At 68.5% G+C, this 24,707-nt stretch carries 21 protein-coding genes and 3 tRNA genes; 20 read left to right on the forward strand and 4 right to left on the reverse strand.

Translation table 11 applies throughout. The annotated features are described in order from the left end of the window. Positions 1 to 45: 45 nt before the first annotated feature. On the reverse strand, positions 46 to 702 hold the full coding sequence (locus OG332_RS26250; protein WP_327415782.1) for an SDR family oxidoreductase: 657 nt from the start codon (positions 700 to 702) through the stop codon (positions 46 to 48). Positions 703 to 755: 53 nt separating this feature from the next. Continuing rightward, positions 756 to 2,024, reverse strand: coding sequence for an amidohydrolase family protein (locus OG332_RS26255; RefSeq protein WP_327415783.1), 1,269 nt, complete (start codon positions 2,022 to 2,024; stop codon positions 756 to 758). A 349-nt stretch (positions 2,025 to 2,373) separates the two neighbouring features. Here OG332_RS26255 and OG332_RS26260 point away from each other — a divergent pair. The 10 genes from OG332_RS26260 (at position 2,374) to OG332_RS26305 (ending at position 8,651) form a co-directional block, all read left to right on the forward strand. Further along, a tRNA-Thr gene (locus OG332_RS26260) sits at positions 2,374 to 2,446 on the forward strand. A gap of 48 nt (positions 2,447 to 2,494) precedes the next feature. Further along, positions 2,495 to 2,567, forward strand: a tRNA-Met gene (locus OG332_RS26265). An 88-nt stretch (positions 2,568 to 2,655) separates the two neighbouring features. Further along, the gene (gene rpmG, locus OG332_RS26270; RefSeq protein ID WP_006604855.1) at positions 2,656 to 2,820 is read left to right on the forward strand and encodes a 50S ribosomal protein L33; all 165 of its coding nucleotides are present in this window, start codon (positions 2,656 to 2,658) and stop codon (positions 2,818 to 2,820) included. Between the two features lie 183 nt (positions 2,821 to 3,003). Continuing rightward, the gene (locus OG332_RS26275; RefSeq protein WP_327415784.1) at positions 3,004 to 3,456 is read left to right on the forward strand and encodes a MaoC family dehydratase N-terminal domain-containing protein; all 453 of its coding nucleotides are present in this window, start codon (positions 3,004 to 3,006) and stop codon (positions 3,454 to 3,456) included. Position 3,457: 1 nt separating this feature from the next. Next, the gene (locus OG332_RS26280) at positions 3,458 to 3,886 is read left to right on the forward strand and encodes a MaoC family dehydratase (protein ID WP_327415785.1); all 429 of its coding nucleotides are present in this window, start codon (positions 3,458 to 3,460) and stop codon (positions 3,884 to 3,886) included. A 582-nt stretch (positions 3,887 to 4,468) separates the two neighbouring features. Then, positions 4,469 to 5,038, forward strand: coding sequence for a TetR/AcrR family transcriptional regulator (locus OG332_RS26285; protein ID WP_327415786.1), 570 nt, complete (start codon positions 4,469 to 4,471; stop codon positions 5,036 to 5,038). An 80-nt stretch (positions 5,039 to 5,118) separates the two neighbouring features. Continuing rightward, positions 5,119 to 6,576 carry an MFS transporter gene (locus OG332_RS26290; protein WP_327415787.1) on the forward strand — a complete coding sequence of 486 codons (1,458 nt, stop codon included), beginning with the start codon at positions 5,119 to 5,121 and terminating at the stop codon, positions 6,574 to 6,576. 131 nt (positions 6,577 to 6,707) lie between these two features. After that, a complete protein-coding gene (locus OG332_RS26295; RefSeq protein ID WP_327415788.1) occupies positions 6,708 to 7,106 on the forward strand; it encodes a DUF3291 domain-containing protein in 399 nt (132 codons plus the stop codon). Beyond that, positions 7,103 to 8,218 (forward strand): UDP-N-acetylmuramate dehydrogenase, encoded by a 1,116-nt coding sequence (locus tag OG332_RS26300; protein ID WP_327415789.1) that lies wholly within the window; start codon positions 7,103 to 7,105, stop codon positions 8,216 to 8,218. Before OG332_RS26295 ends, OG332_RS26300 begins: the two co-directional genes overlap by 4 nt. A gap of 16 nt (positions 8,219 to 8,234) precedes the next feature. Further along, complete coding sequence (locus tag OG332_RS26305; RefSeq protein WP_319726599.1) at positions 8,235 to 8,651, forward strand: hypothetical protein; 417 nt, start codon at positions 8,235 to 8,237, stop codon at positions 8,649 to 8,651. On the opposite strand, the gene OG332_RS26310 is transcribed toward OG332_RS26305, so the two are convergent. Next, on the reverse strand, positions 8,641 to 9,660 hold the full coding sequence (locus OG332_RS26310) for an adenosine deaminase (RefSeq protein ID WP_327415790.1): 1,020 nt from the start codon (positions 9,658 to 9,660) through the stop codon (positions 8,641 to 8,643). The genes OG332_RS26305 and OG332_RS26310 overlap by 11 nt on opposite strands. 198 nt (positions 9,661 to 9,858) lie before the next feature. Then, positions 9,859 to 11,085 (reverse strand): pyridoxal phosphate-dependent aminotransferase, encoded by a 1,227-nt coding sequence (locus tag OG332_RS26315; RefSeq protein WP_327415791.1) that lies wholly within the window; start codon positions 11,083 to 11,085, stop codon positions 9,859 to 9,861. A 236-nt stretch (positions 11,086 to 11,321) separates the two neighbouring features. On the opposite strand from OG332_RS26315, the gene OG332_RS26320 reads away from it, so the two are divergent. The 10 genes from OG332_RS26320 to OG332_RS26365 all read left to right on the forward strand — a co-directional run bounded on the left by OG332_RS26320 (position 11,322) and on the right by OG332_RS26365 (position 24,682). Further along, a tRNA-Trp gene (locus OG332_RS26320) sits at positions 11,322 to 11,394 on the forward strand. Positions 11,395 to 11,500: 106 nt separating this feature from the next. Then, the gene (gene secE / locus OG332_RS26325; protein WP_030825982.1) at positions 11,501 to 11,782 is read left to right on the forward strand and encodes a preprotein translocase subunit SecE; all 282 of its coding nucleotides are present in this window, start codon (positions 11,501 to 11,503) and stop codon (positions 11,780 to 11,782) included. Between the two features lie 84 nt (positions 11,783 to 11,866). Further along, positions 11,867 to 12,805 (forward strand): transcription termination/antitermination protein NusG, encoded by a 939-nt coding sequence (gene nusG, locus OG332_RS26330; RefSeq protein ID WP_327415792.1) that lies wholly within the window; start codon positions 11,867 to 11,869, stop codon positions 12,803 to 12,805. Between the two features lie 164 nt (positions 12,806 to 12,969). After that, a complete protein-coding gene (gene rplK, locus OG332_RS26335; protein ID WP_266934889.1) occupies positions 12,970 to 13,404 on the forward strand; it encodes a 50S ribosomal protein L11 in 435 nt (144 codons plus the stop codon). A gap of 87 nt (positions 13,405 to 13,491) precedes the next feature. Further along, entirely contained in the window at positions 13,492 to 14,220 is a 729-nt protein-coding gene (gene rplA / locus OG332_RS26340) for a 50S ribosomal protein L1 (protein WP_030710300.1), read from the forward strand. A gap of 179 nt (positions 14,221 to 14,399) precedes the next feature. Next, complete coding sequence (locus tag OG332_RS26345) at positions 14,400 to 15,326, forward strand: hypothetical protein (protein WP_327415793.1); 927 nt, start codon at positions 14,400 to 14,402, stop codon at positions 15,324 to 15,326. 264 nt (positions 15,327 to 15,590) lie between these two features. Then, on the forward strand, positions 15,591 to 16,121 hold the full coding sequence (rplJ, locus tag OG332_RS26350) for a 50S ribosomal protein L10 (RefSeq protein ID WP_008739730.1): 531 nt from the start codon (positions 15,591 to 15,593) through the stop codon (positions 16,119 to 16,121). A gap of 110 nt (positions 16,122 to 16,231) precedes the next feature. After that, on the forward strand, positions 16,232 to 16,615 hold the full coding sequence (rplL, locus tag OG332_RS26355) for a 50S ribosomal protein L7/L12 (RefSeq protein ID WP_327415794.1): 384 nt from the start codon (positions 16,232 to 16,234) through the stop codon (positions 16,613 to 16,615). Between the two features lie 587 nt (positions 16,616 to 17,202). After that, entirely contained in the window at positions 17,203 to 20,685 is a 3,483-nt protein-coding gene (gene rpoB, locus OG332_RS26360) for a DNA-directed RNA polymerase subunit beta (protein ID WP_327415795.1), read from the forward strand. Between the two features lie 97 nt (positions 20,686 to 20,782). After that, positions 20,783 to 24,682, forward strand: a complete 3,900-nt coding sequence (locus OG332_RS26365) for a DNA-directed RNA polymerase subunit beta' (protein ID WP_319726621.1) — start codon at positions 20,783 to 20,785, stop codon at positions 24,680 to 24,682. Positions 24,683 to 24,707 lie beyond the last annotated feature (25 nt).

A 24,707-nucleotide genomic window follows, 5' to 3' on the forward strand; every position in this document is an offset into this window, starting at 1 on the left:
CCGAACGCGTCCGAACCACCGCCCGGGTGGTCGTCGGGCCGGCCGTCAGTTGCCCGCCACGTCCTTGACGGCCACTTGGACCGGGGTCGAACCGGAGATCAGCTCCAGCGTCAGGCCCGCCGTCGCCGGGGTCTCGACCAGCTCGGCCAGCACCGCCGCCACGTCGTCGCGCGGAACGGCCCCACGGCCCGCCTGCGCCTCCAGACGGACCAGACCCGTCCCGGCGTCGTCGATCAGCGAGCCGGGGCGCACGACCGTCCACTCCAGGCCCAGCCGGGTGCGTACGTGGTCGTCGGCCTCACCCTTGGCGCGCAGATAGGCGTCGAAGACCTCGTCACCCCCGTGGTGCGCGTCCGCGCCCATCGAAGAGACCATCAGGAAGCGCCGCACACGGGCCCGTTCGGCCGCATCGGAGAACAGCACCGCCGCGCCCCGGTCCACGGTGTCCTTCCGTCTGATGCCGCTGCCGGGGCCCGCGCCCGCTGCGAACACCGCCACGTCCGCACCCTGCAGGATCCCGGCCACGTGTTCCACCGAGGCCGACTCCAGATCGCAGAGCACCGGCTCGGCGCCCGCCTCCCTGAGGTCGTCGCCCTGTGCCGGATCGCGGATGATGCCCGCGACCTCGTACCCGCGCGCGGCGAGCAGGCGCTCAAGCCGCAGCGCGATCTGACCGTGTCCACCCGCGATGACGATGCGCATGCCCCGACCGTACGACGAGCCGGGCGCCCACGCCCGCGAACGCACGGCGAACTTCAGGGACCGGGCTCCGTACGGCCCTGCCGGGGCAGGTCGAGCGCCACCGCGACCGCAGAGTCGCAGTACTCCCGTACGGCACTCGTACGGGCTACCACTCGCCCGCGGTGGATCACGATCCGGCTGTACGCGAGGGACAGCACACCCGCGATCCGGTCCCCGCGTACGGCGAGCAGCTCCGCCGGGAAACCGGCCTCCACCCGCACCTGCGGCAGGCCCAAGGCCTCGCGGGCGCAGGCGCTGACCGAGTCGTAGGCCTCGCCGGCCCGGAGCCCGCCCTGGGAGGCCAGCAGGTACGCGGCCTCCAGCGGGTCGCCGCGGCCGACCGGGTTCCCGGCGTCCCGCAGTGCCCCGCTGCCGGCCGCGACCCGTACGCCGGCGGCCCGCAGCAGGCGTACGGGCGCGGTGCGCAGGCCGCGGCGCTCCAGGGCCGCGCAGTCGCCCTGGGGCAGGCAGGTCACCCGTACGCCGGCCGCCGCCAGCTGGTCGGCGGCGCGGGCCGCCGCGTCCAGGGGAAGCCGGGACAGACCGCCGCAGGGGCCGATACTCACTCCGGGGCGCAGCCCGCCGGCCATCGCGGCGAGCCGGGAGAGGCGGCCGGGATCGTCACCGTCCGTGTGCAGATCCACGGGGCAGCCGTGCTCGGCGGCGAGTTCCAGGACGGCTTCGAGGAAGCCCGTCGGGTCCGGGTCCAGGTCCGGGCAGCCGCCGATCACGGAGGCGCCCATCTTGACGGCGTCCCGGAGCATGGCGAGCCCGTCCGCGCCGGCCACCCCGGTCAGCAGCCGGGGGACGGCCACGGTGGTGAGGTCGGTGAGCCCGCGCAGTGAGCGCCGGGCCTGGAGCACGGCCTCCATGGGGCCGAGTCCGTGCACATCGCCGATCCGCACGTGGGAGCGCACGGCGGTGGCGCCGTGGCCGAGCTGGAGCAGGGCCGCCTCGGTGGCCCGGCGCTGGACCTCGTCGGGGGTGTAGGAGACGGGCCCTTCGCCGTCGGCGGTCAGCGCGGTGTCCCCGTGGGCGTGCGGCTCGGCGGGAGCGGGGAGCAGCAGGTAGCCGCCCAGGTCGACCCGGGAGAGCGCGGGGGAGGGGAGGCTGCCGGCGGTGCCGACGGCCTGGATCCGGCCGCCGCTGAGGCGGACGTCGACGGTCCGGCCGTCGGTGAGGCGGGCCCCGGCGAGCAGCAGGGTGGTGGCCTCGGCTGCGGCCGCGTTGCCGTTGCCACTACGGGGCGAATGGAACGGCTGCTGCGGCTGGCTGTCGGACATCGCGCTCCTGCGGTGGCTCGGGCGGTTCCTGGGCCCTGGCCGCGGCTCACGGCCCAAGATCACGCAGCGTGCTCAGAGCCTAGGGCGCGGCGCACCCCGCTTCACGGAAGAGCGCAATAGTCGTACCGGTGTGGTGCCCGTACGCCGCGGCGCCCGCGCGTGCGCCCCGTCGGCCGGGCCGGCTCCGACCGGCGCCCGCACACGTGTGAGCCCGCACACATTTCGGCCGGGAAGTGGGGTGGAAGTGACGGGCGGGTTGATCGGGAAGGGCTTCGGAACCCCCTCGGAGCCCGGTCCCCGCAAAGGATTTGGGCGATCGGCGGGCAACCGTGTAATGTCTTCATCGCTCGCCCCAATAGCTCAGTCGGTAGAGCGTCTCCATGGTAAGGAGAAGGTCTGCGGTTCGATTCCGCATTGGGGCTCTGGTGAGAGAGGTTCCCCGCCCTCGGGTGGGGAGCTGATCACATCAAAGCGGCGTAGCTCAGTCGGTAGAGCAAGCGGCTCATAATCGCTGTGTCACCGGTTCAAGTCCGGTCGCCGCTACACACAGTAGCCGATTGCGGGGTCGGTCTCCCGGTCGGCTACTCTTGTATGCGTTCATCCGTCCCAATTTCCGTCAAGGAGCACTCACGTGGCTGCCACCGACGTCCGCCCGAAGATCACGCTGGCCTGCGTGGAGTGCAAGGAGCGGAACTACATCACCAAGAAGAACCGGCGTAACGACCCGGACCGTCTTGAGATGAAGAAGCACTGCCCGCGTTGCAACTCGCACACCGCGCACCGCGAGACCCGCTGACCCCAGCGAAGTCTCGTATACAGGCACCGTCATGAGGTCGTCCCCTTCATTGGGGGCGACCTTGTGTCGTTTCCGTGCCCGTCTTTGTCTTCTGCCTTCCGTCTTCTTGCTTCTTCTTGCTTCTTGCTTCTTGTTCTTTGTGTCTTTGTGTCTTTCGTGTCCCTTCATCAGGAGGTAGTGAGCATGGCTCTCGACCAGTCCTTCGTGGGGCGGAGCTACCCGCCCACCGATCCGTACGAGGTCGGCCGGGAGAAGATCCGCGAATTCGCGGTTGCGGTGGGTGACGCCAATCCCGTCTACACCGACCCCGAAGCCGCCAAGTCGTACGGCCACTCCGATGTGATCGCGCCCCCGACTTTTGTGTTCGCGATCACTTTCAAGGCGGCCGGCCAGGTCATCGAGGACCCGCAGTTGGGTCTGGACTACAGCCGCGTCGTGCACGGCGACCAGAAGTTCGCCTACTCCCGCCCGGTGCGCGCGGGGGACCGGTTGTCGGTGACCTCCACCATCGAGGCCGTGAAGTCGATGGCGGGCAACGACATCATCGACATCCGAGGCGAGGTCCACGACGAGACCGGCGAGCACGTGGTGACGGCGTGGACGAAGCTCGTCTCCCGCGCCCCCGAGGAGGCCTGACATGGCAGCACAGATCCAGTACGCCGACGTCGAGGTCGGCACCGAGCTGCCGGCGGCGTCCTTCCCCGTGACGCGCGCCACGCTCGTCCAGTACGCCGGTGCCTCGGGCGACTTCAACCCGATCCACTGGAACGAGAAGTTCGCCAAGGAGGTCGGGCTGCCGGACGTGATCGCGCACGGCATGTTCACGATGGCCGAGGCGATCCGTGTGGTCACCGACTGGGCCGGCGACCCGGGTGCGGTCGTCGAATACGGCGTGCGCTTCACCAAGCCCGTCGTGGTCCCGAACGACGACCGGGGCGGGCTGATCGAGGTCACCGCCAAGGTCGCCGCGAAGCTGGACGACAACCGCGTCCGGGTCGACGTGACGGCCATGAGCGCCGGCCAGAAGGTCCTGGGCATGGCCCGCGCGGTGGTCGAACTGGCCTGAGGCGGGTGGGCGGGGGTGCCGTCGCCGGGACCCGCCGTTGGGGCGGGGGCCTGTGCGGGGCTGCCGTTGGGGCTGGCTGCTGCTGGGGCGGGTTTCCCGTCGGTCTCATGGTCTTCCGTGGCGGGACGGTCCCTCAAGGGCGCTCCCTTCGGTCGCGTCGCTGCGCGATGGCCTGCGGCCACCCTTGACCGACCGTCCGGCCACGGAAAATCGAGGACAGCCGGGAAACCCCCGAAAGAACGGGCCGGGCGATCGAGGTGGGGGCGGCCGTGTCGGTGGCCTCCGGCCCGGTCGGGGGCGCGTCAGATCGCTACGCGGTTCGTATGTCTTGGCGGCTGCCGGCCGTCTGGGGCTGGGTCTACGCTGCCCCTGATGGGCGCGCGGTTCGCGTGTCTTGGCGTCTGCGGCCCGTCTGTGGCCGGGCGTAAGTCGTCACCGATCGGTGCGCGCTTCTGTGGGACGGCGGCCGCTGGCCGGCCGCGGCCGCCCGGAGCCTCCGCCGCGCGAACCCCGACTCCCTCTTCCGAAGAGCGGCTCCAGAGCCCTTGACTAAGTTAGTGATTGAGCACTAACTTTGAGGTCATGGCAAGGATGAGTGCAGACGAGCGGCGGGAGAGCGTTATTCGTGCGGCGATGCACGAGTTCGCTCGCGGTGGTTACTACGGGACCTCCACCGAGGCGATCGCCAAGCGGGTGGGTGTTTCGCAGCCGTATCTCTTCCGGCTCTTCCCCAACAAGCAGGCGATCTTCCTGGCCGCCTCCGCGCGCTGCCTGAAGGACACGCGGGACGTCTTCGCCGCGGCCTCCGAAGGGCTGCACGGCGAAGAGGCGCTGCACGCCATGGCCAACGCGTACACCCGGCTGATCGCCGAAGACCCGGACAAGCTCCAGATGCAGCTCCAGGTCTACGTCACGGTTGCCGCCGCCGAGGCGGCCGGCGACCACGAGTTCGGCGAGGTCGTCCGCGCCGGCTGGATGGAGCTCTGGGACACCGCCCATCTGGCGCTGGGCGCCGACCCGAACGAGACCACGACCTTCATGGCGTACGGAATGCTGATCAACACCCTCGCCGCCATGGGGTTCCCGCCCGAGCACCGGGTCTGGGAGGGTCTCTACCCGTCGGCCCGCGCCAAGGGCCGTCTGGAAGTGTGACGCCGGGGCGCGCCCTGTCGTGCGCGCCTTTATGTCCACAAAAGTTAGTCATCAATAACTAACTATCCCGAGGGGGAATCGTGAACACGCACGACACGGACACCAAGCTCCAGGGGCCCGCCGTCTGGGCCCTCGTCCTCACCGGCGTGGCCAGCTTCATGGCCGCACTCGACAACCTGGTGGTCACCACCGCCCTCCCCGCCATCCGCGAGGACCTCGGCGGCCGGCTGGAGGACCTGGAGTGGACGGTGAACGCGTACACGCTCACCTTCGCCGTCCTCCTGATGTTCGGCGCCGCCCTCGGCGACCGCTTCGGGCGCCGCCGGCTCTTCATCGCCGGCCTCGCGATATTCACCGGCGCCTCCGCCGCGGCCGCCCTGTCGCCCGGCATCGACGCGCTGATCGCCGCACGCGCCGTGCAGGGCGTCGGCGCCGCGATCATGATGCCGCTCACGCTCACCCTGCTCACCGCCGCCGTCCCGGCAGCCCGCCGCGGCATGGCCCTCGGCATCTACGGCGCCGTCACCGGCCTCGCGGTCGCCAGTGGCCCCCTCATCGGCGGCAGCCTCACGGAGCACATCTCCTGGCAGTGGATCTTCTGGCTGAACGTCCCGATCGGCCTGGCGCTGATACCGCTCGCCCGTCTGCGGCTCGCCGAGTCCACCGCCCCGGGCGCCCGTCTCGACGTCCCCGGCACCCTGCTCATCAGCGGCGGCCTCTTCGGCATCGTCTACGCCCTGGTCAACGCCAACTCCGAGGGCTGGACCAGTGCCCCGGTCCTCACCGGCCTGATCGTCGGAGCCGCGCTCGTCGGCGGCTTCATCCACCACGGCTTCAACAACGCCAACCCCATGCTCCCCATGCGGCTCTTCCAGGACCGCGGCTTCCTCGGGATCAACATCGCCAGCCTGCTGATGTTCCTGGGCATGTTCGGCTCGATCTTCCTGCTCAGCCAGTTCCTCCAAGGCGTCGCCGGGTACTCGCCCACCGAGGCAGGACTGCGCATGCTCCCCTGGACCGGAATGCCGATGATCGTCGCGCCGCTGGCCGGGATCCTCTCCGACCGCATCGGCGGCCGCCCCGTCGTCGCCGCCGGCCTGGCGTTCCAGGCCCTGGGCCTCGGCTGGTTCGCGGCGGTCCTGAGCACGGACGTCTCGTACGCCGCCCAGCTGCCGCCGCTGATCCTCAGCGGGATCGGCATGGCCCTCTACTTCGCCCCCGCCGCCAACGTCCTGATGTCCACCGTGGCCCCCGCCGACCAGGGCAAGGCCTCCGGCACCAACAACGCCCTGCGCGAGGTCGGCGGAGCCCTCGGCGTCGCCGTCCTGGCGTCGGTCTTCTCCGCCCAGGGCGGCTACGAATCCCCGCAGACCTTCACCGACGGCACCATCCCCGCCCTGTGGATCGGCGCCGGCGCCGTCGCCCTGGCCGCCGCCTTCGCCCTGCTCCTGCCGCGCCGGACGAAGCCCTCCCCGGTCCCCGCCCCCGTCGCCGTCGAGGCGGTCGCAACACCGGAGAAGGTGCCCGCCGCCGGCTGACCGGGCGGCCGGACCCCGCTCGCAGGCCGGACCCCGCTCGCAGGCCGCCCCCCGCGCGGGGGCCGGCCGGGAGAACCGCAATACCGCCCGCGCACGAAGATCCGTACGACTCATCGTGAAGGAGCGCCGCCATGCCCGACATCCCCTGGTCCACCCCCACCCGGGCCGCCCCCGACGCCGAGGTCCACGTCATGGCCTCCCGCTTCGAGACCGCCACCCTCGCCGGCGCCGTCAGGTTCTTCCTCAAGGCTCCCGGCATCGTCCTGCAGATCCGCAAGGCCCCCGGCGCCCACGGGGTCGCCCTGCGGGCCCGGGTCCTCCGACGCACCTTCCTCACCCTCTCCGCATGGGAGGACCGGGACGCGCTCTACCGGTTCGCCGGCAGCGAGCCCCACCGCTCCAGCTCCCGCGCCGCCAGCGCCCACATGAAGGAATCGGCCTTCACCTTCTGGACCGTGCGCGCCTGCGAGCTGCCCATCGGCTGGGAGGAGGCCGAGCGCCGCCTGGCCGAACAGAAGGCCGCCTCGTGAGTCACGGTCCGTGGCCCCGCCGGGATGCGAGGGGCACGGACCGTACTCTTGTCCACGTGCAGGAACTCCACGATGCCCCCCTCGCCCCGCTGACCACCTTCCGTCTCGGTGGTCCCGCCGCCCGCCTGGTCACCGCGACCACCGACGCCGAGGTCGTCGCCGCCGTGCGCGCCGCGGACGAGAGCGGCACCCCGCTCCTCATCATCGGCGGCGGCAGCAACCTGGTCATCGGCGACCGGGGCTTCGACGGCACCGCCCTGCGCATCGCGACCACCGGCTTCACCCTCGACGGCACCACCCTGGAGCTCGCCGCCGGCGAGAACTGGAGCGACGCCGTCGCCCGCACCGTCGAGTCCGGCCTCGCCGGTATCGAGTGCCTCGCCGGAATCCCCGGCTCGGCCGGCGCCACGCCCATCCAGAACGTCGGCGCGTACGGCCAGGAGGTCTGCGACACGATCACCGAGGTCGTCGCCTACGACCGCACCAGCGGCGAGACGGTCACGCTGACCGCCGCCGAGTGCGCGTTCCGGTACCGCAACAGCACCTTCAAGGACCAGCCCGAGCGGTACGTCGTCCTGCGCGTGCGCTTCGCCCTGGAGGACGCGGGCGGCCTCTCCGCGCCGATCAAGTACCCCGAGACCGCCCGCGCCCTCGGCGTCGAGGCCGGTGACCGGGTCCCGGCCGCCACCGCCCGCGAGACCGTGCTGCGCCTGCGCGCCGGGAAGGGCATGGTCCTCGACCCCGCCGACCACGACACCTGGTCGGCCGGTTCCTTCTTCCACAACCCGATCCTGACCGACGAGGCGTACGCCGCGTTCCTCGCCCGCGCCCAGGACCGCCTCGGCCCCGAGACCGCACCGCCCGCCTACTCCGCCGGCGACGGCCGTACGAAGACCAGCGCGGCCTGGCTGATCGACAAGGCCGGCTTCACCAAGGGCTACGGCACCGGCCCCGCGCGCATCTCCACCAAGCACACCCTCGCCCTCACCAACCGCGGCGAGGCCACCACCGAGGACCTCCTCGCCCTGGCCCGCGAGGTCGTCGCGGGCGTCCACGCGGCCTTCGGCGTCACCCTGGTCAACGAGCCGGTGACGGTCGGCGTCAGCATCTGAGGAGCCCCGGCCGCCCATGCTCTGTCCCCTGCACGGGGCCGGTACGGACCCCACCCGCCTCGTGGGCCGCACGCTCAGCAGAGTCGTCGCGTCCTGGCACATCAGCGAGGGCGAACGCTCCGAGGCGCCCCTCGACGTCTGGCTGATCGACAGCGTCGGCGACTCGATCCGCATCACCACCGGGTCCGACCAGTGCCTCATCGTCGAGTCGGCGGCGCCCCACGAGCCCTACGACATGGGGGAGTGGGGCCGCATCGAGGTCGGCGAGGACCTCGGCGACCACCCGTTCCTGCGCCACCTCGGCGAGACCGTCGCCTCGGTCGCCGAGTTCGCGCTGCCCGAGCAGGGCCGCACCCACCTGGAGATCGGCTTCCAGGACGGGCGCCGGGTGCGCGCCGACTGCTACGAGGGGGACCTGCGGCTCACCCGGTGAGCCAGTGCTCGATCCCGGCCAGCAGCTTCTCCTGTACGTCGGCGGGCGCGGCCGAGCCGCGGACGGACTGGCGGGCCAGCTCGGCGAGCTCCGGGTCCGTGAAACCGTGGTGGCGGCGGGCGATCTCGTACTGGGCGGCGAGCCGGGACCCGAAGAGCAGCGGGTCGTCCGCGCCCAGCGCCATCGGCACGCCCGCCTCGAAGAGGGTGCGCAGCGGGACGTCCTCGGGCCGCTCGTACACGCCGAGGGCGACGTTGGAGGCGGGGCAGACCTCGCACGTGATCTGCCGGTCGGCGAGGCGCTTCAGCAGCCGGGGGTTCTCCGCGGCCCGTACGCCGTGCCCGATGCGGGCGGCGTGCAGATCGTCGAGGCAGTCGCGGACCGAGGACGGGCCGGTGAGCTCGCCGCCGTGCGGGGCGGCGAGGAGGCCGCCCTCGCGGGCGATGGCGAAGGCCCGGTCGAAGTCGCGGGCCATGCCGCGGCGCTCGTCGTTGGAGAGCCCGAAGCCGACGACCCCGCGGTCGGCGTAGCGGACGGCGAGGCGGGCCAGGGTGCGGGCGTCGAGGGGGTGCCTCATGCGGTTGGCGGCGATGAGGACCCGCATGCCGAGGCCGGTCTCGCGGGAGGCCGCGTCGACGGCGTCGAGGATGATCTCGACGGCCGGGATCAACCCGCCGAGCAGGGGGGCGTAGGAGGTGGGATCCACCTGGATCTCCAGCCAGCCGCTGCCGTCCCGTACGTCCTCCTCCGCGGCCTCGCGGACGAGGCGGCGGATGTCGTCGGGCTCGCGGAGGCAGGAGCGGGCGGCGTCGTAGAGCCGCTGGAACCGGAACCAGCCGCGCTCGTCGGTGGCGCGGAGCTTCGGGGGCTCGCCGGCGGTGAGGGCGTCCGGGAGGCGGACGCCGTACTTGTCGGCGAGCTCCAGGAGGGTCGATGGTCGCATCGAGCCGGTGAAGTGCAGGTGGAGGTGGGCTTTCGGCAGAAGCGTGAGATCGCGTGCGTGCTCCATTTGCTGATCCTGCCGTACCGCTGAGCTCGGCGGGAGGGGGTTTTACCTTTTGGGGGCTTGCCCGAACGCGAGAGCGGGGCCGTCCGGGGCTGCCGGGCGCCACCCGGGCCCGCGCCTCACACGCCTGCGGGGCCGGATGTGGCTGAGCGGCGCCACCCTCGTGGGGGTGGCGCCGCTCAGATCTTGCTGCGGGCCGCTTTAGGCCTTGGCCTCGGCCAGGAGCTTCTGGATGCGGGAGACGCCCTCCACCAGGTCCTCGTCGCCCAGGGCGTAGGACAGGCGCAGGTAGCCCGGGGTGCCGAAGGCCTCGCCGGGGACGACCGCGACCTCGACCTCGTCCAGGATCAGGGCGGCGAGCTCGACGGAGGTCTGCGGGCGCTTGCCGCGGAGCTCCTTGCCGAGGAGGGCCTTGACCGAGGGGTACACGTAGAAGGCGCCCTCGGGGGTCGGGCAGACGACGCCGTCGATCTCGTTCAGCATCCGCACGATCGTCTGGCGGCGGCGGTCGAACGCGGTGCGCATCTCGTGGACGGCGTCCAGGTTGCCGGAGACGGCGGCCAGGGCGGCGACCTGGGCCACGTTGGAGACGTTCGAGGTGGCGTGCGACTGGAGGTTCGTCGCGGCCTTGACCACGTCCTCGGGGCCGATGATCCAGCCCACCCGCCAGCCGGTCATCGCGTACGTCTTGGCGACGCCGTTGACGACGATGCACTTGTCGGCCAGCTCGGGGACGATCGCCGGGAGGGAGACGAACTTCGCGTCGCCGTAGACGAGGTGCTCGTAGATCTCGTCGGTCAGGACCCACAGGCCCTTCTCGGCGGCCCAGCGGCCGATCGCCTCGGCATCGGCCTCGCTGTAGACCGCGCCCGTCGGGTTGGACGGGGAGACGAAGAGGACGACCTTGGTGCGCTCGGTGCGCGCGGCCTCCAGCTGCTCGACGGAGACGCGGTAGCCGGTGGTCTCGTCGGCGACGACCTCGACCGGGACACCGCCGGCGAGACGGATGGACTCCGGGTAGGTGGTCCAGTACGGAGCCGGGACGATGACCTCGTCACCCGGGTCCAGGATCGCGGCGAAGGCGTTGTAGATCGCCTGCTTGCCGCCGTTGGTCACCAGGACCTGCGCCGGGTCGACCTCGTAGCCGGAGTCGCGCAGGGTCTTCGCGGCGATCGCGGCCTTGAGCTCGGGCAGGCCGCCGGCCGGCGTGTAGCGGTGGTACTTGGGGTTGCGGCAGGCCTCGACCGCGGCCTCGACGATGTAGTCCGGGGTCGGGAAGTCGGGCTCGCCCGCGCCGAAGCCGATCACCGGGCGCCCGGCGGCCTTGAGGGCCTTGGCCTTGGCGTCGACGGCGAGGGTGGCGGACTCGGAGATGGCGCCGATACGGGCGGACACCCGGCGCTCGGAGGAAGGCGTTGCAGAGGTCATGCGAGCAATCGTCCCAGACGGCAAAGAAGCGCCGCACACCGTTTCAGTCATCGGACCGGACGCGTACCGGAGAGGGGGCTGACATCCTCCGGACGGCGCCGGAGCATGTCAGCCCGGGTGCTGTTCGACGTCAGGGCCCGGTTCACGTACACTCACCTGTCGTTGGACCTCGCCAGCCGCTGCAGAGCGTGAGCACTCCGTGCACTCGCTCGGATGCGGTAGGTTGGGGGACGCAAAGGGTCGTAGCTCAATTGGTAGAGCACTGGTCTCCAAAACCAGCGGTTGGGGGTTCGAGTCCCTCCGGCCCTGCTCCACACTCCTTCTCGGATGTGTGTGCGCAGGTACGTACTTAGATGCAACGCCGTGCGGCGCAACCGGGCGCGGTACGGCCACGACCCGGATTCAGGTGAGAGACGTGACGGACGCCCTGGGCTCCATCGACATGCCTGACGCCGAGGACGAGACGCGCGAGAAGAAGGCCCGCAAGGGCGGCAAGCGCGGCAAGAAGGGCCCTCTGGGCCGACTCGCGCTTTTCTACCGTCAGATCGTCGCGGAACTCCGCAAGGTTGTCTGGCCCACTCGCAACCAGCTCACGACGTACACCACCGTGGTGATTGTCTTCGTCGTCATCATGATCGGTCTGGTGACCGTGATTGACTATGGGTTCCAGGAAGCCATCAAGTTCGTCTTCGGCTGATCCCCGCGGAGGGCGGCGCCTTGATGGGTGCCGCCCGTTTTCGCATGTTCCACCACCTTTTGTATCCAGGAAGAAGCAGCCACCGTGTCTGACCCGAACCTGAACGCGAGCCACGACTCCGTCGAGTCCGTCGAGGACGAGCTCGACATCGTCGAGGCGGCAGACGCTGTGGACCCCGATGAGGCCGAGCACGCCGACGCCAAGGCGGGTGTCGCCGCCGAGGAGGCCGCGCTGCACGTCGAGGACGAGATCGAGGCCGACGCCGAGATCGAGGACGACGCCGAGTTCGAAGAGGCTGCCGACGACGTCGAGACGGACGTCGAGGCCGACGCCGACATCGACGTTGAGGCCGAGGCCGATGACGAGGAGGCCGAAGAGGCCGCCCCGGTCGAGCCCGCCGAGCCCGTCGACCCCGTCCAGGCCCTGCGCGACGAGCTCCGTCTGCTTCCCGGCGAGTGGTACGTGATCCACACCTACGCCGGCTACGAGAAGCGCGTGAAGGCCAACCTGGAGCAGCGTGCCGTCTCGCTGAACGTCGAGGAGTTCATCTACCAGGCCGAGGTGCCCGAGGAAGAGATCGTCCAGATCAAGAACGGCGAGCGCAAGAACGTCCGGCAGAACAAGCTGCCCGGTTACGTTCTCGTCCGCATGGATCTGACGAACGAGTCCTGGGGCGTCGTCCGCAACACGCCTGGCGTCACCGGCTTCGTCGGCAACGCGTACGACCCGTACCCGCTGACCCTGGACGAGATCGTCAAGATGCTCGCGCCGGAGGCCAAGGAGAAGGCCGACAAGGCAGCCGCGGAGGCCGCCGGTCTGCCGGCGCCCGCCGTCAAGCGCACCATCGAGGTCCTGGACTTCGAGGTCGGCGACTCGGTCACCGTCACCGACGGCCCGTTCGCCACGCTGCAGGCGACGATCAACGAGATCAACCCGGACTCGAAGAAGGTCAAGGGCCTCGTCGAGATCTTCGGTCGCGAGACTCCGGTCGAGCTCAGCTTCGACCAGATCCAGAAGAACTGATCTTCTGAGACAACGCTTCCGGACAGGTCAGATCGCCCCGTGAAGGGCGGTCTGACCTGCTCGGTTTTTAGCCCCGCACCGATACCCGTTATCGTGGTGCGGTATGCCTCCATCCGGATGACCGGTTGGCGGCGAAAAACTCTCACTAGGACCCGGAGAGAGCAATGCCTCCCAAGAAGAAGAAGATCACGGGGCTCATCAAGCTCCAGATCAAGGCCGGTGCGGCCAACCCGGCTCCGCCGGTCGGCCCCGCGCTCGGTCAGCACGGCGTCAACATCATGGAGTTCTGCAAGGCCTACAACGCCGCGACCGAGTCGCAGCGTGGCATGGTCGTGCCGGTGGAGATCACGGTCTACGACGACCGCTCCTTCACCTTCATCACCAAGACTCCGCCGGCCGCGCGCCTCATCCTGAAGGCCGCGGGCATCGAGAAGGGCTCCGGCGAGCCGCACAAGACCAAGGTCGCCAAGCTCACCGGCGCCCAGGTCCGCGAGATCGCCGAGCTGAAGATGCCCGACCTGAACGCCAACGACGTCGACGCCGCGATGAAGATCATCGCCGGCACCGCGCGCTCGATGGGCGTCACGGTCGAAGGCTGATCCAGCCACCCCAGCACCACCAGTGGTAGGACCAAGCGCTGGTCCGCACCACGACTCCATGCCTGAAGCCAAAACACAGGAGCAGAAGTGAAGCGCAGCAAGACTCTCCGCGCTGCGGACGCCAAGGTCGACCGGGAGAAGCTGTACGCCCCGCTCGAGGCCGTCCGTCTCGCCAAGGAGACCTCCGCGACCAAGTTCGACAGCACCGTCGAGGTCGCCTTCCGCCTGGGTGTCGACCCGCGCAAGGCCGACCAGATGGTGCGTGGCACCGTGAACCTCCCGCACGGCACCGGCAAGACCGCCCGGGTCCTGGTCTTCGCGACCGGTGACCGTGCTGCGGCCGCGGAAGCCGCCGGCGCCGACATTGTCGGCGACGACGAGCTGATCAACGAGATCGCCAAGGGCAACCGCCTGAACGAGTTCGACGCCGTTGTGGCCACCCCGGACCTCATGGGCAAGGTCGGCCGCCTCGGCCGCGTGCTCGGTCCCCGTGGCCTCATGCCGAACCCGAAGACCGGCACCGTCACGATGGACGTCGCGAAGGCCGTCACCGAGATCAAGGGTGGCAAGATCGAGTTCCGCGTCGACAAGCACTCGAACCTGCACTTCATCATCGGCAAGGTCTCCTTCTCCGATGAGCAGCTGGTCGAGAACTACGGCGCGGCCCTGGACGAGATCCTTCGTCTGAAGCCGTCCGCCGCGAAGGGCCGCTACATCAAGAAGGCCGCCCTGAGCACCACGATGGGTCCCGGCATCCAGCTGGACTCGAACCGCACCCGGAACCTCCTCGTCGAGGAAGACCCGGCTGCTGTCTGAGCCTGACGGCTCACTGAGTGGCTGAACGGGCCCCTCGCCCCCTTCACGGGGCGGCGAGGGGCCCGTTTCCGTGTTTCGGGCCACAGGCGGGTCGTCACGGGCGCAATGGAGGCGAGATCCCGCGGAGGGGGAACGTAGGGTCGCCTTGAATTCGACGCACGATCATGGGGGAGAACCAGATGCACAAGGCTGTCCGGACCCGGGCCGGTATCGCGGTGGCGGGTACCGCACTGCTCGTGGGCGGCCTCACGGCCTGCGGTGGCGCGAAGGCCGACGCGGGCGGCGGCAAGGCCGAGGGGGGCCGCGGGGGCGACGCCAAGGCGCACTCTCCCGTGGAGGCGGTGAAGGCGTCGTACCTGAAGACGGTGGCCGCCAAGTTCGCCAAGGCGGAGCTGTCCACGGTCGGGCAGGACGGCAAGACCAGCGGTCAGTCCGGCACGAAGGGCTGGTACCCGGCCGGCCACGACGTGATCCTGAAGGGCGAGGAGCCCGAGTCCCGGTCGATCATGATGGGGGACATCGTCTACACCCAGACGGACAAGCCCGTGAACGGCAAGCCCTGGATGAGGATGAACCTGGCCAAGGACGGGAAGCCGGGGATCCGGCTGAACGAGGACCCGGCCGAGTACCTCGCGATGCTGCTGGGCCAGGAGAAGCTCAAGCACGTCGGCGCCGAAAAGACCGACGGCATCGACGCGCAGCACTACAAGGGCAGCCTCACCAACGAGGACCTGCTCAAGGCGGACGAGTCCACCAAGGCCATGGACGAGAAGAACCGTCAGTACCTGCGCGAGGCCCTGAAGCACGTCAAGACCTTCGAGGTCGACCTGTGGATCGGCAAGGACGGCTACCCCGTCCGCGTCGACAGTGTGAGCACGGACGGCAAGGGCACCTCGAAGACGACGGCGAAGTTCTCCGACTTCGGCAGCGTCCCCGCCGTCCAGCCGCCGCCGGCCGACCAGGTCATCGCCTTCGAGAACGTCCTGAAGGGCGTCGACGAGTCCCTCGCGGAGACCGACCAGAAGCTGAAGGACGCCGACGACGACCTGAAGGAGGCCGACAAGACGCTGCGGGACGCCGGACTGGGCGGTCTCGGCGGCTCCTGAGACGGCTGGCCGGAGGCGATTTGCCTCGACTGGACCCCTTCACGTACGCTTCCCCAGAAGCCAAAGACCGCTGGTCGTTGCCGTGCCCGCAAGGGTGCGGCGGCCGAAGGATCCGCTGAGCGCGGACGTCCTGCGCAGGTGTTCGTGGAAAAGCTCCCGGAGTGATCCGGTCGAGCTTCAGCCCCGTGCGCTTGCGCCGGGGCGTTTCGTTTTGTTCAGCCCCTTCTGAGCGGTCCTCATCACCCGGAAGGAGGCCGACGCACTATGCCGACGCCCAACAAGGCTGCCGCGGTAGCCGAGCTCAAGGACGCGTTCCAGAGCTCGAACGCCGCCGTGCTGACCGAGTACCGGGGTCTCACCGTCGCGCAGCTCAAGACGCTGCGTCGCTCTCTCGGTGAGAACGCCCAGTACGCCGTGGTGAAGAACACGCTGACCAAGATTGCGGCCAACCAGGCCGGGATCACCGCGCTGGACGAGCACTTCGCTGGTCCGACCGCGGTCGCCTTCATCACCGGTGACCCGGTGGAGTCGGCGAAGAGCCTGCGTGACTTCGCCAAGGACAACCCGAACCTCATCATCAAGGCGGGTGTCCTTGATGGCAAGGCGCTCACCGCCGATGAGATCAAGAAGCTTGCGGACCTCGAGTCCCGCGAGGTTCTGCTCAGCAAGCTGGCCGGCGCGTTCAAGGGCAAGCAGTCTCAGGCTGCCTCGCTCTTCCAGGCGCTGCCGTCGAAGTTCGTCCGCACCGCGGAAGCGCTTCGCGTCAAGCTCGCCGAGCAGGGCGGTGCCGAGTAATTCGGCTCGCGCACTGATCCACGCCGCCTAGTGCGTGGGTCGTAGCGGGCCGTTACGCCCGCCTCTATATACATCCGGCACCTGCCGATTTAGTGGAAGGATCGCCCATCATGGCGAAGCTCTCTCAGGACGACCTCCTCGCCCAGTTCGAGGAGATGACCCTCATCGAGCTCTCTGAGTTCGTGAAGGCCTTCGAGGAGAAGTTCGACGTCACCGCCGCCGCGGCCGTCGCCGTTGCCGGCCCCGCCGCCGGTGGCCCGGCCGCCGAGGTTGCCGAGGAGCAGGACGAGTTCGACGTCATCCTCACCGGTGCCGGCGACAAGAAGATCCAGGTCATCAAGGTCGTGCGTGAGCTGACCTCCCTGGGCCTCAAGGAGGCCAAGGACCTCGTGGACGGCGCTCCGAAGCCGGTCCTCGAGAAGGTCGCCAAGGAGGCCGCTGACAAGGCCGCCGAGTCCCTCAAGGCTGCCGGCGCGGCTGTCGAGGTCAAGTAACACCTCTGGGGCCTCTCTGAGGCCCCAACCAAGGGCGATCACCCGTAAGGGTGGTCGCCCTTTGGCGTACCCGCGGTGCCTGACTTGCCCTGGTCTCGTTGGGGAGTAGGGTGATCATCGTTGCCCCGATGCAGGGTCTGAAGATGATCCGCTCGGAGCAGGGGGCCTTGACGAACGGGACGCGGCGCGCAATTCTCAGACCCGTCGAGAGGTCGACCACCTCGATCCGAGATCTGAGGCATGGATCGACTACGAAGAGGGCAGTACTGATACGCGCTCTGTGTACGAGGGACGCACGCGTTGTACGCAGGGTCGGACGAGCACTGCGTTGGTTGAACGAGTTGGGGAAGGCCTGTTGCCGGTTTCCGGAAACCTGGTCTGGACATCAGTGGGCCAAGTGGCTACACTGACCCTTTGCGCTGCCTGTTAGCTGTCCCCTGCCCGTCGCCAGGGACATGCCCACGCTTGAGCACACTTGATTGATCCGCCCTGACCTGGCCTTTCAGCTGGATTTGGGGGGCTTGTCTTCTGTGTCTGCTGGGACCGGTACGCGCGTAGTGAGTCCGAGCCCTCGGAAGGACCCCCTCTTGGCCGCCTCGCGCAACGCCTCGACCAATACGAACAACGGTGCCAGCACCGCCCCGCTGCGCATCTCCTTTGCAAAGATCAAGGAGCCCCTCGAGGTTCCGAACCTCCTGGCGCTGCAGACCGAGAGCTTTGACTGGCTTCTCGGCAATGCTGCCTGGAAGTCTCGCGTCGAGTCGGCGCTTGAGAGTGGACAGGACGTCCCCACCAAGTCCGGTCTGGAAGAGATCTTCGAGGAGATCTCGCCGATCGAGGACTTCTCCGGGTCGATGTCGCTGACCTTCCGCGACCACCGTTTCGAGCCGGCGAAGAACTCTGTCGACGAGTGCAAGGAGCGCGACTTCACGTACGCGGCTCCGCTGTTCGTCACGGCCGAGTTCACGAACAACGAGACCGGAGAGATCAAGTCTCAGACGGTCTTCATGGGCGACTTCCCGCTCATGACCAACAAGGGCACCTTCGTCATCAACGGCACCGAGCGTGTCGTCGTGTCGCAGCTTGTCCGCTCCCCCGGTGTCTACTTCGACTCCTCCATCGACAAGACGTCCGACAAGGACATCTTCTCCGCCAAGATCATCCCGTCCCGGGGTGCCTGGCTGGAGATGGAGATCGACAAGCGCGACATGGTCGGTGTACGCATCGACCGCAAGCGCAAGCAGTCCGTCACCGTCCTCCTGAAGGCTCTCGGCTGGACCACCGAGCAGATCCTCGAGGAGTTCGGCGAGTACGAGTCCATGCGCGCCACCCTGGAGAAGGACCACACCCAGGGCCAGGACGACGCGCTGCTCGACATCTACCGCAAGCTGCGCCCGGGCGAGCCGCCGACCCGCGAGGCCGCTCAGACGCTGCTCGAGAACCTCTACTTCAACCCGAAGCGCTACGACCTCGCCAAGGTCGGCCGCTACAAGGTGAACAAGAAGCTCGGCGCCGACGAGCCGCTCGACGCCGGTGTGCTCACCACCGACGACGTCATCGCGACGATCAAGTACCTGGTCAAGCTGCACGCCGGCGAGACCGAGACGACCGGCGAGTCCGGCCGTTCGATCGTGGTCGAGACCGATGACATCGACCACTTCGGCAACCGTCGTCTGCGCAACGTCGGCGAGCTCATCCAGAACCAGGTCCGCACGGGTCTGGCCCGTATGGAGCGCGTCGTCCGCGAGCGCATGACGACCCAGGACGTCGAGGCGATCACGCCGCAGACCCTGATCAACATCCGGCCGGTCGTCGCCTCCATCAAGGAGTTCTTCGGCACCAGCCAGCTGTCGCAGTTCATGGACCAGAACAACCCGCTCTCGGGCCTGACCCACAAGCGCCGCCTGTCGGCGCTGGGCCCCGGCGGTCTGTCCCGTGAGCGGGCCGGCTTCGAGGTCCGTGACGTTCACCCGTCGCACTACGGCCGCATGTGCCCGATCGAGACCCCTGAAGGCCCGAACATCGGTCTGATCGGCTCGCTCGCCTCCTACGGCCGCGTCAACGCGTTCGGCTTCGTGGAGACCCCGTACCGCAAGGTCATCGACGGCGTCGTCACCGACGAGGTCGACTACCTGACGGCCGACGAGGAAGACCGCTTCGTCATCGCCCAGGCCAATGCCGGCCTGTCCGAGGACATGCGCTTCACCGAGAACCGCGTGCTGGTGCGCCGTCGTGGCGGCGAGATCGACTACATCGCCGGCGACGACGTCGACTACATGGACGTCTCCCCGCGCCAGATGGTGTCCGTCGCGACCGCGATGATCCCCTTCCTGGAGCACGACGACGCCAACCGTGCCCTCATGGGCGCGAACATGATGCGCCAGGCCGTTCCGCTCATCAAGGCGGAGGCCCCGCTCGTAGGCACCGGCATGGAGTACCGCTGTGCGGTCGACGCCGGTGACTCGATCCGTGCGGAGAAGGACGGTGTCGTCCAGGAGGTCTCGGCCGACTACATCACCGTCGCCAACGACGACGGCACGTACACCACGTACCGCGTCGCCAAGTTCTCCCGCTCGAACCAGGGCACCTCGGTCAACCAGAAGGTCATCGTCAACGAGGGTGACCGGATCGTCGAGTCCCAGGTCCTCGCCGACGGACCGGCGACCGAAGAGGGCGAGATGGCCCTCGGCAAGAACCTGCTCGTCGCGTTCATGCCGTGGGAAGGTCACAACTACGAGGACGCGATCATCCTGTCGCAGCGCCTCGTGCAGGACGACGTCCTCTCCTCGATCCACATCGAGGAGCACGAGGTCGATGCCCGTGACACCAAGCTCGGCCCCGAGGAGATCACCCGGGACATCCCGAACGTCTCCGAGGAGGTCCTCGCGGACCTCGACGAGCGCGGCATCATCCGCATCGGTGCGGACGTAGTCGCCGGCGACATCCTGGTCGGCAAGGTCACGCCCAAGGGTGAGACCGAGCTGACCCCGGAGGAGCGCCTGCTCCGCGCGATCTTCGGTGAGAAGGCCCGCGAGGTGCGTGACACCTCGCTCAAGGTCCCTCACGGTGAGATCGGCAAGGTCATCGGTGTCCGCGTCTTCGACCGCGAGGAGGGCGACGAGCTTCCTCCGGGCGTGAACCAGCTGGTCCGCGTCTACGTCGCCCAGAAGCGCAAGATCACCGACGGTGACAAGCTCGCCGGCCGCCACGGCAACAAGGGTGTCATCTCCAAGATCCTTCCGATCGAGGACATGCCCTTCCTTGAGGACGGCACGCCGGTCGACATCATCCTGAACCCGCTGGGTGTCCCGTCCCGAATGAACCCGGGACAGGTCCTGGAGATCCACCTCGGCTGGCTCGCCAGCCGCGGCTGGGACGTCTCCGGGCTCGGCGAGGAGTGGGCCGAGCGTCTGAAGGTCATCGGTGCCGACAAGGTCGCGCCCGGTACCAACGTCGCCACCCCGGTGTTCGACGGTGCGCGCGAGGACGAGCTCGCGGGCCTCTTCGAGCACACCATCCCGAACCGCGACGGTGACCGCCTGGTCCTCCCGTCCGGCAAGGCGCGCCTGTTCGACGGCCGCTCCGGCGAGCCGTTCCCGGACCCGATCTCGATCGGGTACATGTACATCCTCAAGCTCCACCACCTGGTCGACGACAAGCTCCACGCTCGGTCGACCGGTCCGTACTCGATGATCACGCAGCAGCCGCTGGGTGGTAAGGCGCAGTTCGGTGGCCAGCGCTTCGGTGAGATGGAGGTGTGGGCGCTCGAGGCTTATGGCGCCGCTTACGCCCTCCAGGAGCTGCTGACCATCAAGTCCGACGACGTCACCGGCCGCGTGAAGGTCTACGAGGCCATCGTCAAGGGCGAGAACATCCCCGAGCCGGGCATTCCCGAGTCCTTCAAGGTGCTCATCAAGGAAATGCAGTCGCTCTGCCTCAACGTGGAGGTGCTGTCCTCGGACGGCATGTCCATCGAGATGCGCGACACCGACGAGGACGTCTTCCGCGCGGCGGAGGAGCTCGGTATCGACCTGTCCCGGCGTGAGCCGAGCAGCGTCGAAGAGGTCTGACGGGCCTGACGGGGGGCCCGCTCAAGAGCCCCCCGTCATCCCCGGGACCGTTCAGACCATGATTGAGACTCGACCCCGAAAGAGGGATTGACGCACAGTGCTCGACGTCAACTTCTTCGACGAGCTGCGGATCGGCCTTGCCACCGCGGACGACATCCGAACCTGGTCGCACGGCGAGGTCAAGAAGCCGGAGACCATCAACTACCGCACCCTCAAGCCCGAGAAGGACGGACTCTTCTGCGAGAAGATCTTCGGTCCGACCCGGGACTGGGAGTGCTACTGCGGCAAGTACAAGCGTGTCCGCTTCAAGGGCATCATCTGTGAGCGTTGTGGCGTCGAAGTCACGCGCGCCAAGGTGCGCCGTGAGCGGATGGGCCACATCGAGCTTGCCGCTCCCGTCACCCACATCTGGTACTTCAAGGGCGTCCCGTCGCGCCTCGGCTACCTGCTGGACCTCGCGCCGAAGGACCTCGAAAAGGTCATCTACTTCGCCGCGTACATGATCACGTTCGTGGACGACGAGCGCCGCACCCGCGACCTCCCGTCGCTGGAGGCCCACGTCTCCGTCGAGCGCCAGCAGATCGAGAACCGCCGCGACGCGGACCTCGAAGGCCGTGCGAAGAAGCTCGAGACCGACCTCGGCGAGCTGGAGGCCGAGGGCGCGAAGGCCGACGTGCGCCGCAAGGTGCGCGAAGGCGCCGAGCGCGAGATGAAGCAGCTCCGTGACCGCGCCCAGCGCGAGATCGACCGCCTCGACGAGGTGTGGGCCCGCTTCAAGAACCTCAAGGTCCAGGACCTCGAGGGCGACGAGCTGCTCTACCGCGAGCTGCGTGACCGCTTCGGCACGTACTTCGACGGCTGCATGGGCGCCGCCGCGCTGCAGAAGCGCCTGGAGTCCTTCGACCTCGAGGAGGAGGCCGAGCGCCTCCGCGAGATCATCCGTACCGGCAAGGGCCAGAAGAAGACCCGTGCGCTCAAGCGCCTCAAGGTCGTCTCCGCGTTCCTGCAGACCAGCAACAAGCCCAAGGGCATGGTTCTGGACTGCGTGCCGGTGATCCCGCCGGACCTGCGTCCGATGGTGCAGCTGGACGGTGGCCGCTTCGCGACCTCCGACCTGAACGACCTGTACCGCCGCGTGATCAACCGCAACAACCGTCTGAAGCGTCTCCTCGACCTCGGTGCCCCCGAGATCATCGTGAACAACGAGAAGCGCATGCTTCAGGAGGCCGTGGACGCCCTCTTCGACAACGGTCGTCGTGGTCGTCCGGTGACCGGTCCCGGCAACCGTCCCCTGAAGTCCCTCAGCGACATGCTGAAGGGCAAGCAGGGTCGATTCCGTCAGAACCTCCTCGGCAAGCGCGTGGACTACTCCGCGCGTTCCGTGATCGTCGTCGGTCCCCAGCTGAAGCTGCACCAGTGCGGTCTGCCCAAGGCCATGGCGCTGGAGCTCTTCAAGCCGTTCGTGATGAAGCGCCTGGTCGACCTGAACCACGCGCAGAACATCAAGTCGGCGAAGCGCATGGTCGAGCGCGGCCGCACGGTCGTCTACGACGTGCTCGAAGAGGTCATCGCCGAGCACCCGGTCCTGCTGAACCGTGCGCCCACGCTGCACCGCCTCGGCATCCAGGCCTTCGAGCCCCAGCTGGTCGAAGGCAAGGCCATCCAGATCCACCCGCTCGTCTGCACCGCGTTCAACGCGGACTTCGACGGTGACCAGATGGCCGTGCACCTGCCGCTCTCCGCGGAGGCGCAGGCCGAGGCCCGCATCCTGATGCTGTCCTCGAACAACATCCTCAAGCCGGCCGACGGCCGTCCGGTCACGATGCCGACCCAGGACATGGTCCTCGGTCTGTTCTTCCTGACCACCGACGGTGAGCTCCGTGACACCAAGGGCGAGGGCCGCGCGTTCGGCTCCACGGCCGAGGCGACCATGGCGTTCGACAACGGCGAGCTCGCGCTCCAGTCGTCCGTCGACATCCGCTTCCCGGTGGGCACCATCCCGCCGCGCGGCTGGGTGGCGCCGGTCGCCGAGGAAGGCGAGCAGGAGTTCCAGCCGGGCGACAGCTTCCGTCTGCGCACCACCCTGGGCCGCGCGCTCTTCAACGAGCTGCTGCCCGAGGACTACCCGTTCGTCGACTACTCGGTGGGCAAGAAGCAGCTCTCCGAGATCGTCAACGACCTGGCGGAGCGCTACCCCAAGGTCATCGTGGCGGCGACGCTCGACAACCTGAAGGCGGCCGGCTTCCACTGGGCGACCCGTTCGGGCGTCACCGTGGCCATCTCCGACGTCGTCGTGCCCGAGGCCAAGAAGGCCATCGTCGCGGGCTACGAGGCGATGGACGAGAAGGTCCAGAAGCAGTACGAGCGCGGTCTGATCACCAAGGACGAGCGCACGCAGGAGCTCATCGCGATCTGGACCAAGGCGACCAACGAGGTTGCCGAGGCGATGAACGCGAACTTCCCCAAGACGAACCCCATCTTCATGATGGTTGACTCGGGTGCCCGAGGAAACATGATGCAGATGCGACAGATCGCCGGTATGCGTGGTCTGGTGTCGAACGCGAAGAACGAGACCATCCCGCGTCCGATCAAGGCGTCCTTCCGTGAGGGCCTCACCGTTCTGGAGTACTTCATCTCCACGCACGGTGCCCGTAAGGGTCTGGCGGACACCGCCCTGCGTACCGCCGACTCGGGTTACCTGACCCGTCGTCTGGTGGACGTCTCGCAGGACGTGATCATCCGCGAGGAGGACTGTGGCACCGAGCGCGGTCTGAAGCTGAAGATCGCCGTTCGCGGCGAGGACGGCGTGCTGCGCAAGGCCGACGACGTCGAGACCTCGATCTACGCCCGCATGCTGGCCGAGGACGTCGTCATCGACGGCAAGGTCATCGCGCCGGCCAACGTCGACCTCGGTGACGTGCTCATCGACGCCCTGGTCGCCAACGGCGTTGAGGAGGTCAAGACCCGCTCGGTCCTGACCTGTGAGTCCGCGGTCGGCACCTGTGCCTTCTGCTACGGACGCTCGCTCGCCACCGGCAAGCTGGTCGACATCGGTGAGGCGGTCGGCATCATCGCCGCCCAGTCCATCGGTGAGCCCGGTACCCAGCTGACGATGCGTACCTTCCACACCGGTGGTGTGGCCGGTGACGACATCACGCAGGGTCTGCCGCGTGTCGTCGAGCTCTTCGAGGCCCGTACCCCGAAGGGTGTCGCCCCGATCTCCGAGGCCGCCGGCCGCGTGCGGATCGAGGAGACCGAGAAGACGAAGAAGATCGTCATCACGCCCGACGACGGCAGCGACGAGACGGCGTTCCCGATCTCGAAGCGCGCCAAGGTCATCGTGCACGAAGGCGACCACGTCGAGGTGGGCCAGAAGCTCACCATGGGTGCCACCAACCCGCACGACGTGCTGCGCATCCTCGGCCAGCGTGCCGTCCAGGTCCACCTGGTCGGCGAAGTCCAGAAGGTCTACAACTCGCAGGGCGTGTCGATCCACGACAAGCACATCGAGATCATCATCCGGCAGATGCTGCGCCGCGTGACGATCATCGAGTCCGGCGACGCGGAGCTCCTGCCGGGCGAGCTGGTCGAGCGGTCGAAGTTCGAGACCGAGAACCGTCGTGTGGTCACCGAGGGCGGTCACCCCGCCTCCGGCCGTCCGCAGCTGATGGGTATCACCAAGGCCTCGCTGGCGACGGAATCCTGGCTGTCGGCCGCCTCCTTCCAGGAGACGACCCGAGTCCTGACGGATGCGGCGATCAACGCCAAGTCCGACAGCCTCATCGGCCTCAAGGAGAACGTCATCATCGGTAAGCTCATCCCGGCCGGTACGGGCCTCGCCCGCTACCGCAACATCCGGGTGGAGCCCACCGAGGAAGCCAAGGCAGCGATGTACTCGGCCGTCGGTTACGACGACATCGACTACTCGCCCTTCGGCACCGGCTCCGGCCAGGCTGTCCCGCTGGAGGACTACGACTACGGCCCGTACAACGGCTAAGAGCTCGTAAGAAGAAACCCCCGTC

The sequence above is a fragment of the Streptomyces sp. NBC_01233 genome, assembly GCF_035989305.1.
GTDB lineage: Bacteria > Actinomycetota > Actinomycetes > Streptomycetales > Streptomycetaceae > Streptomyces.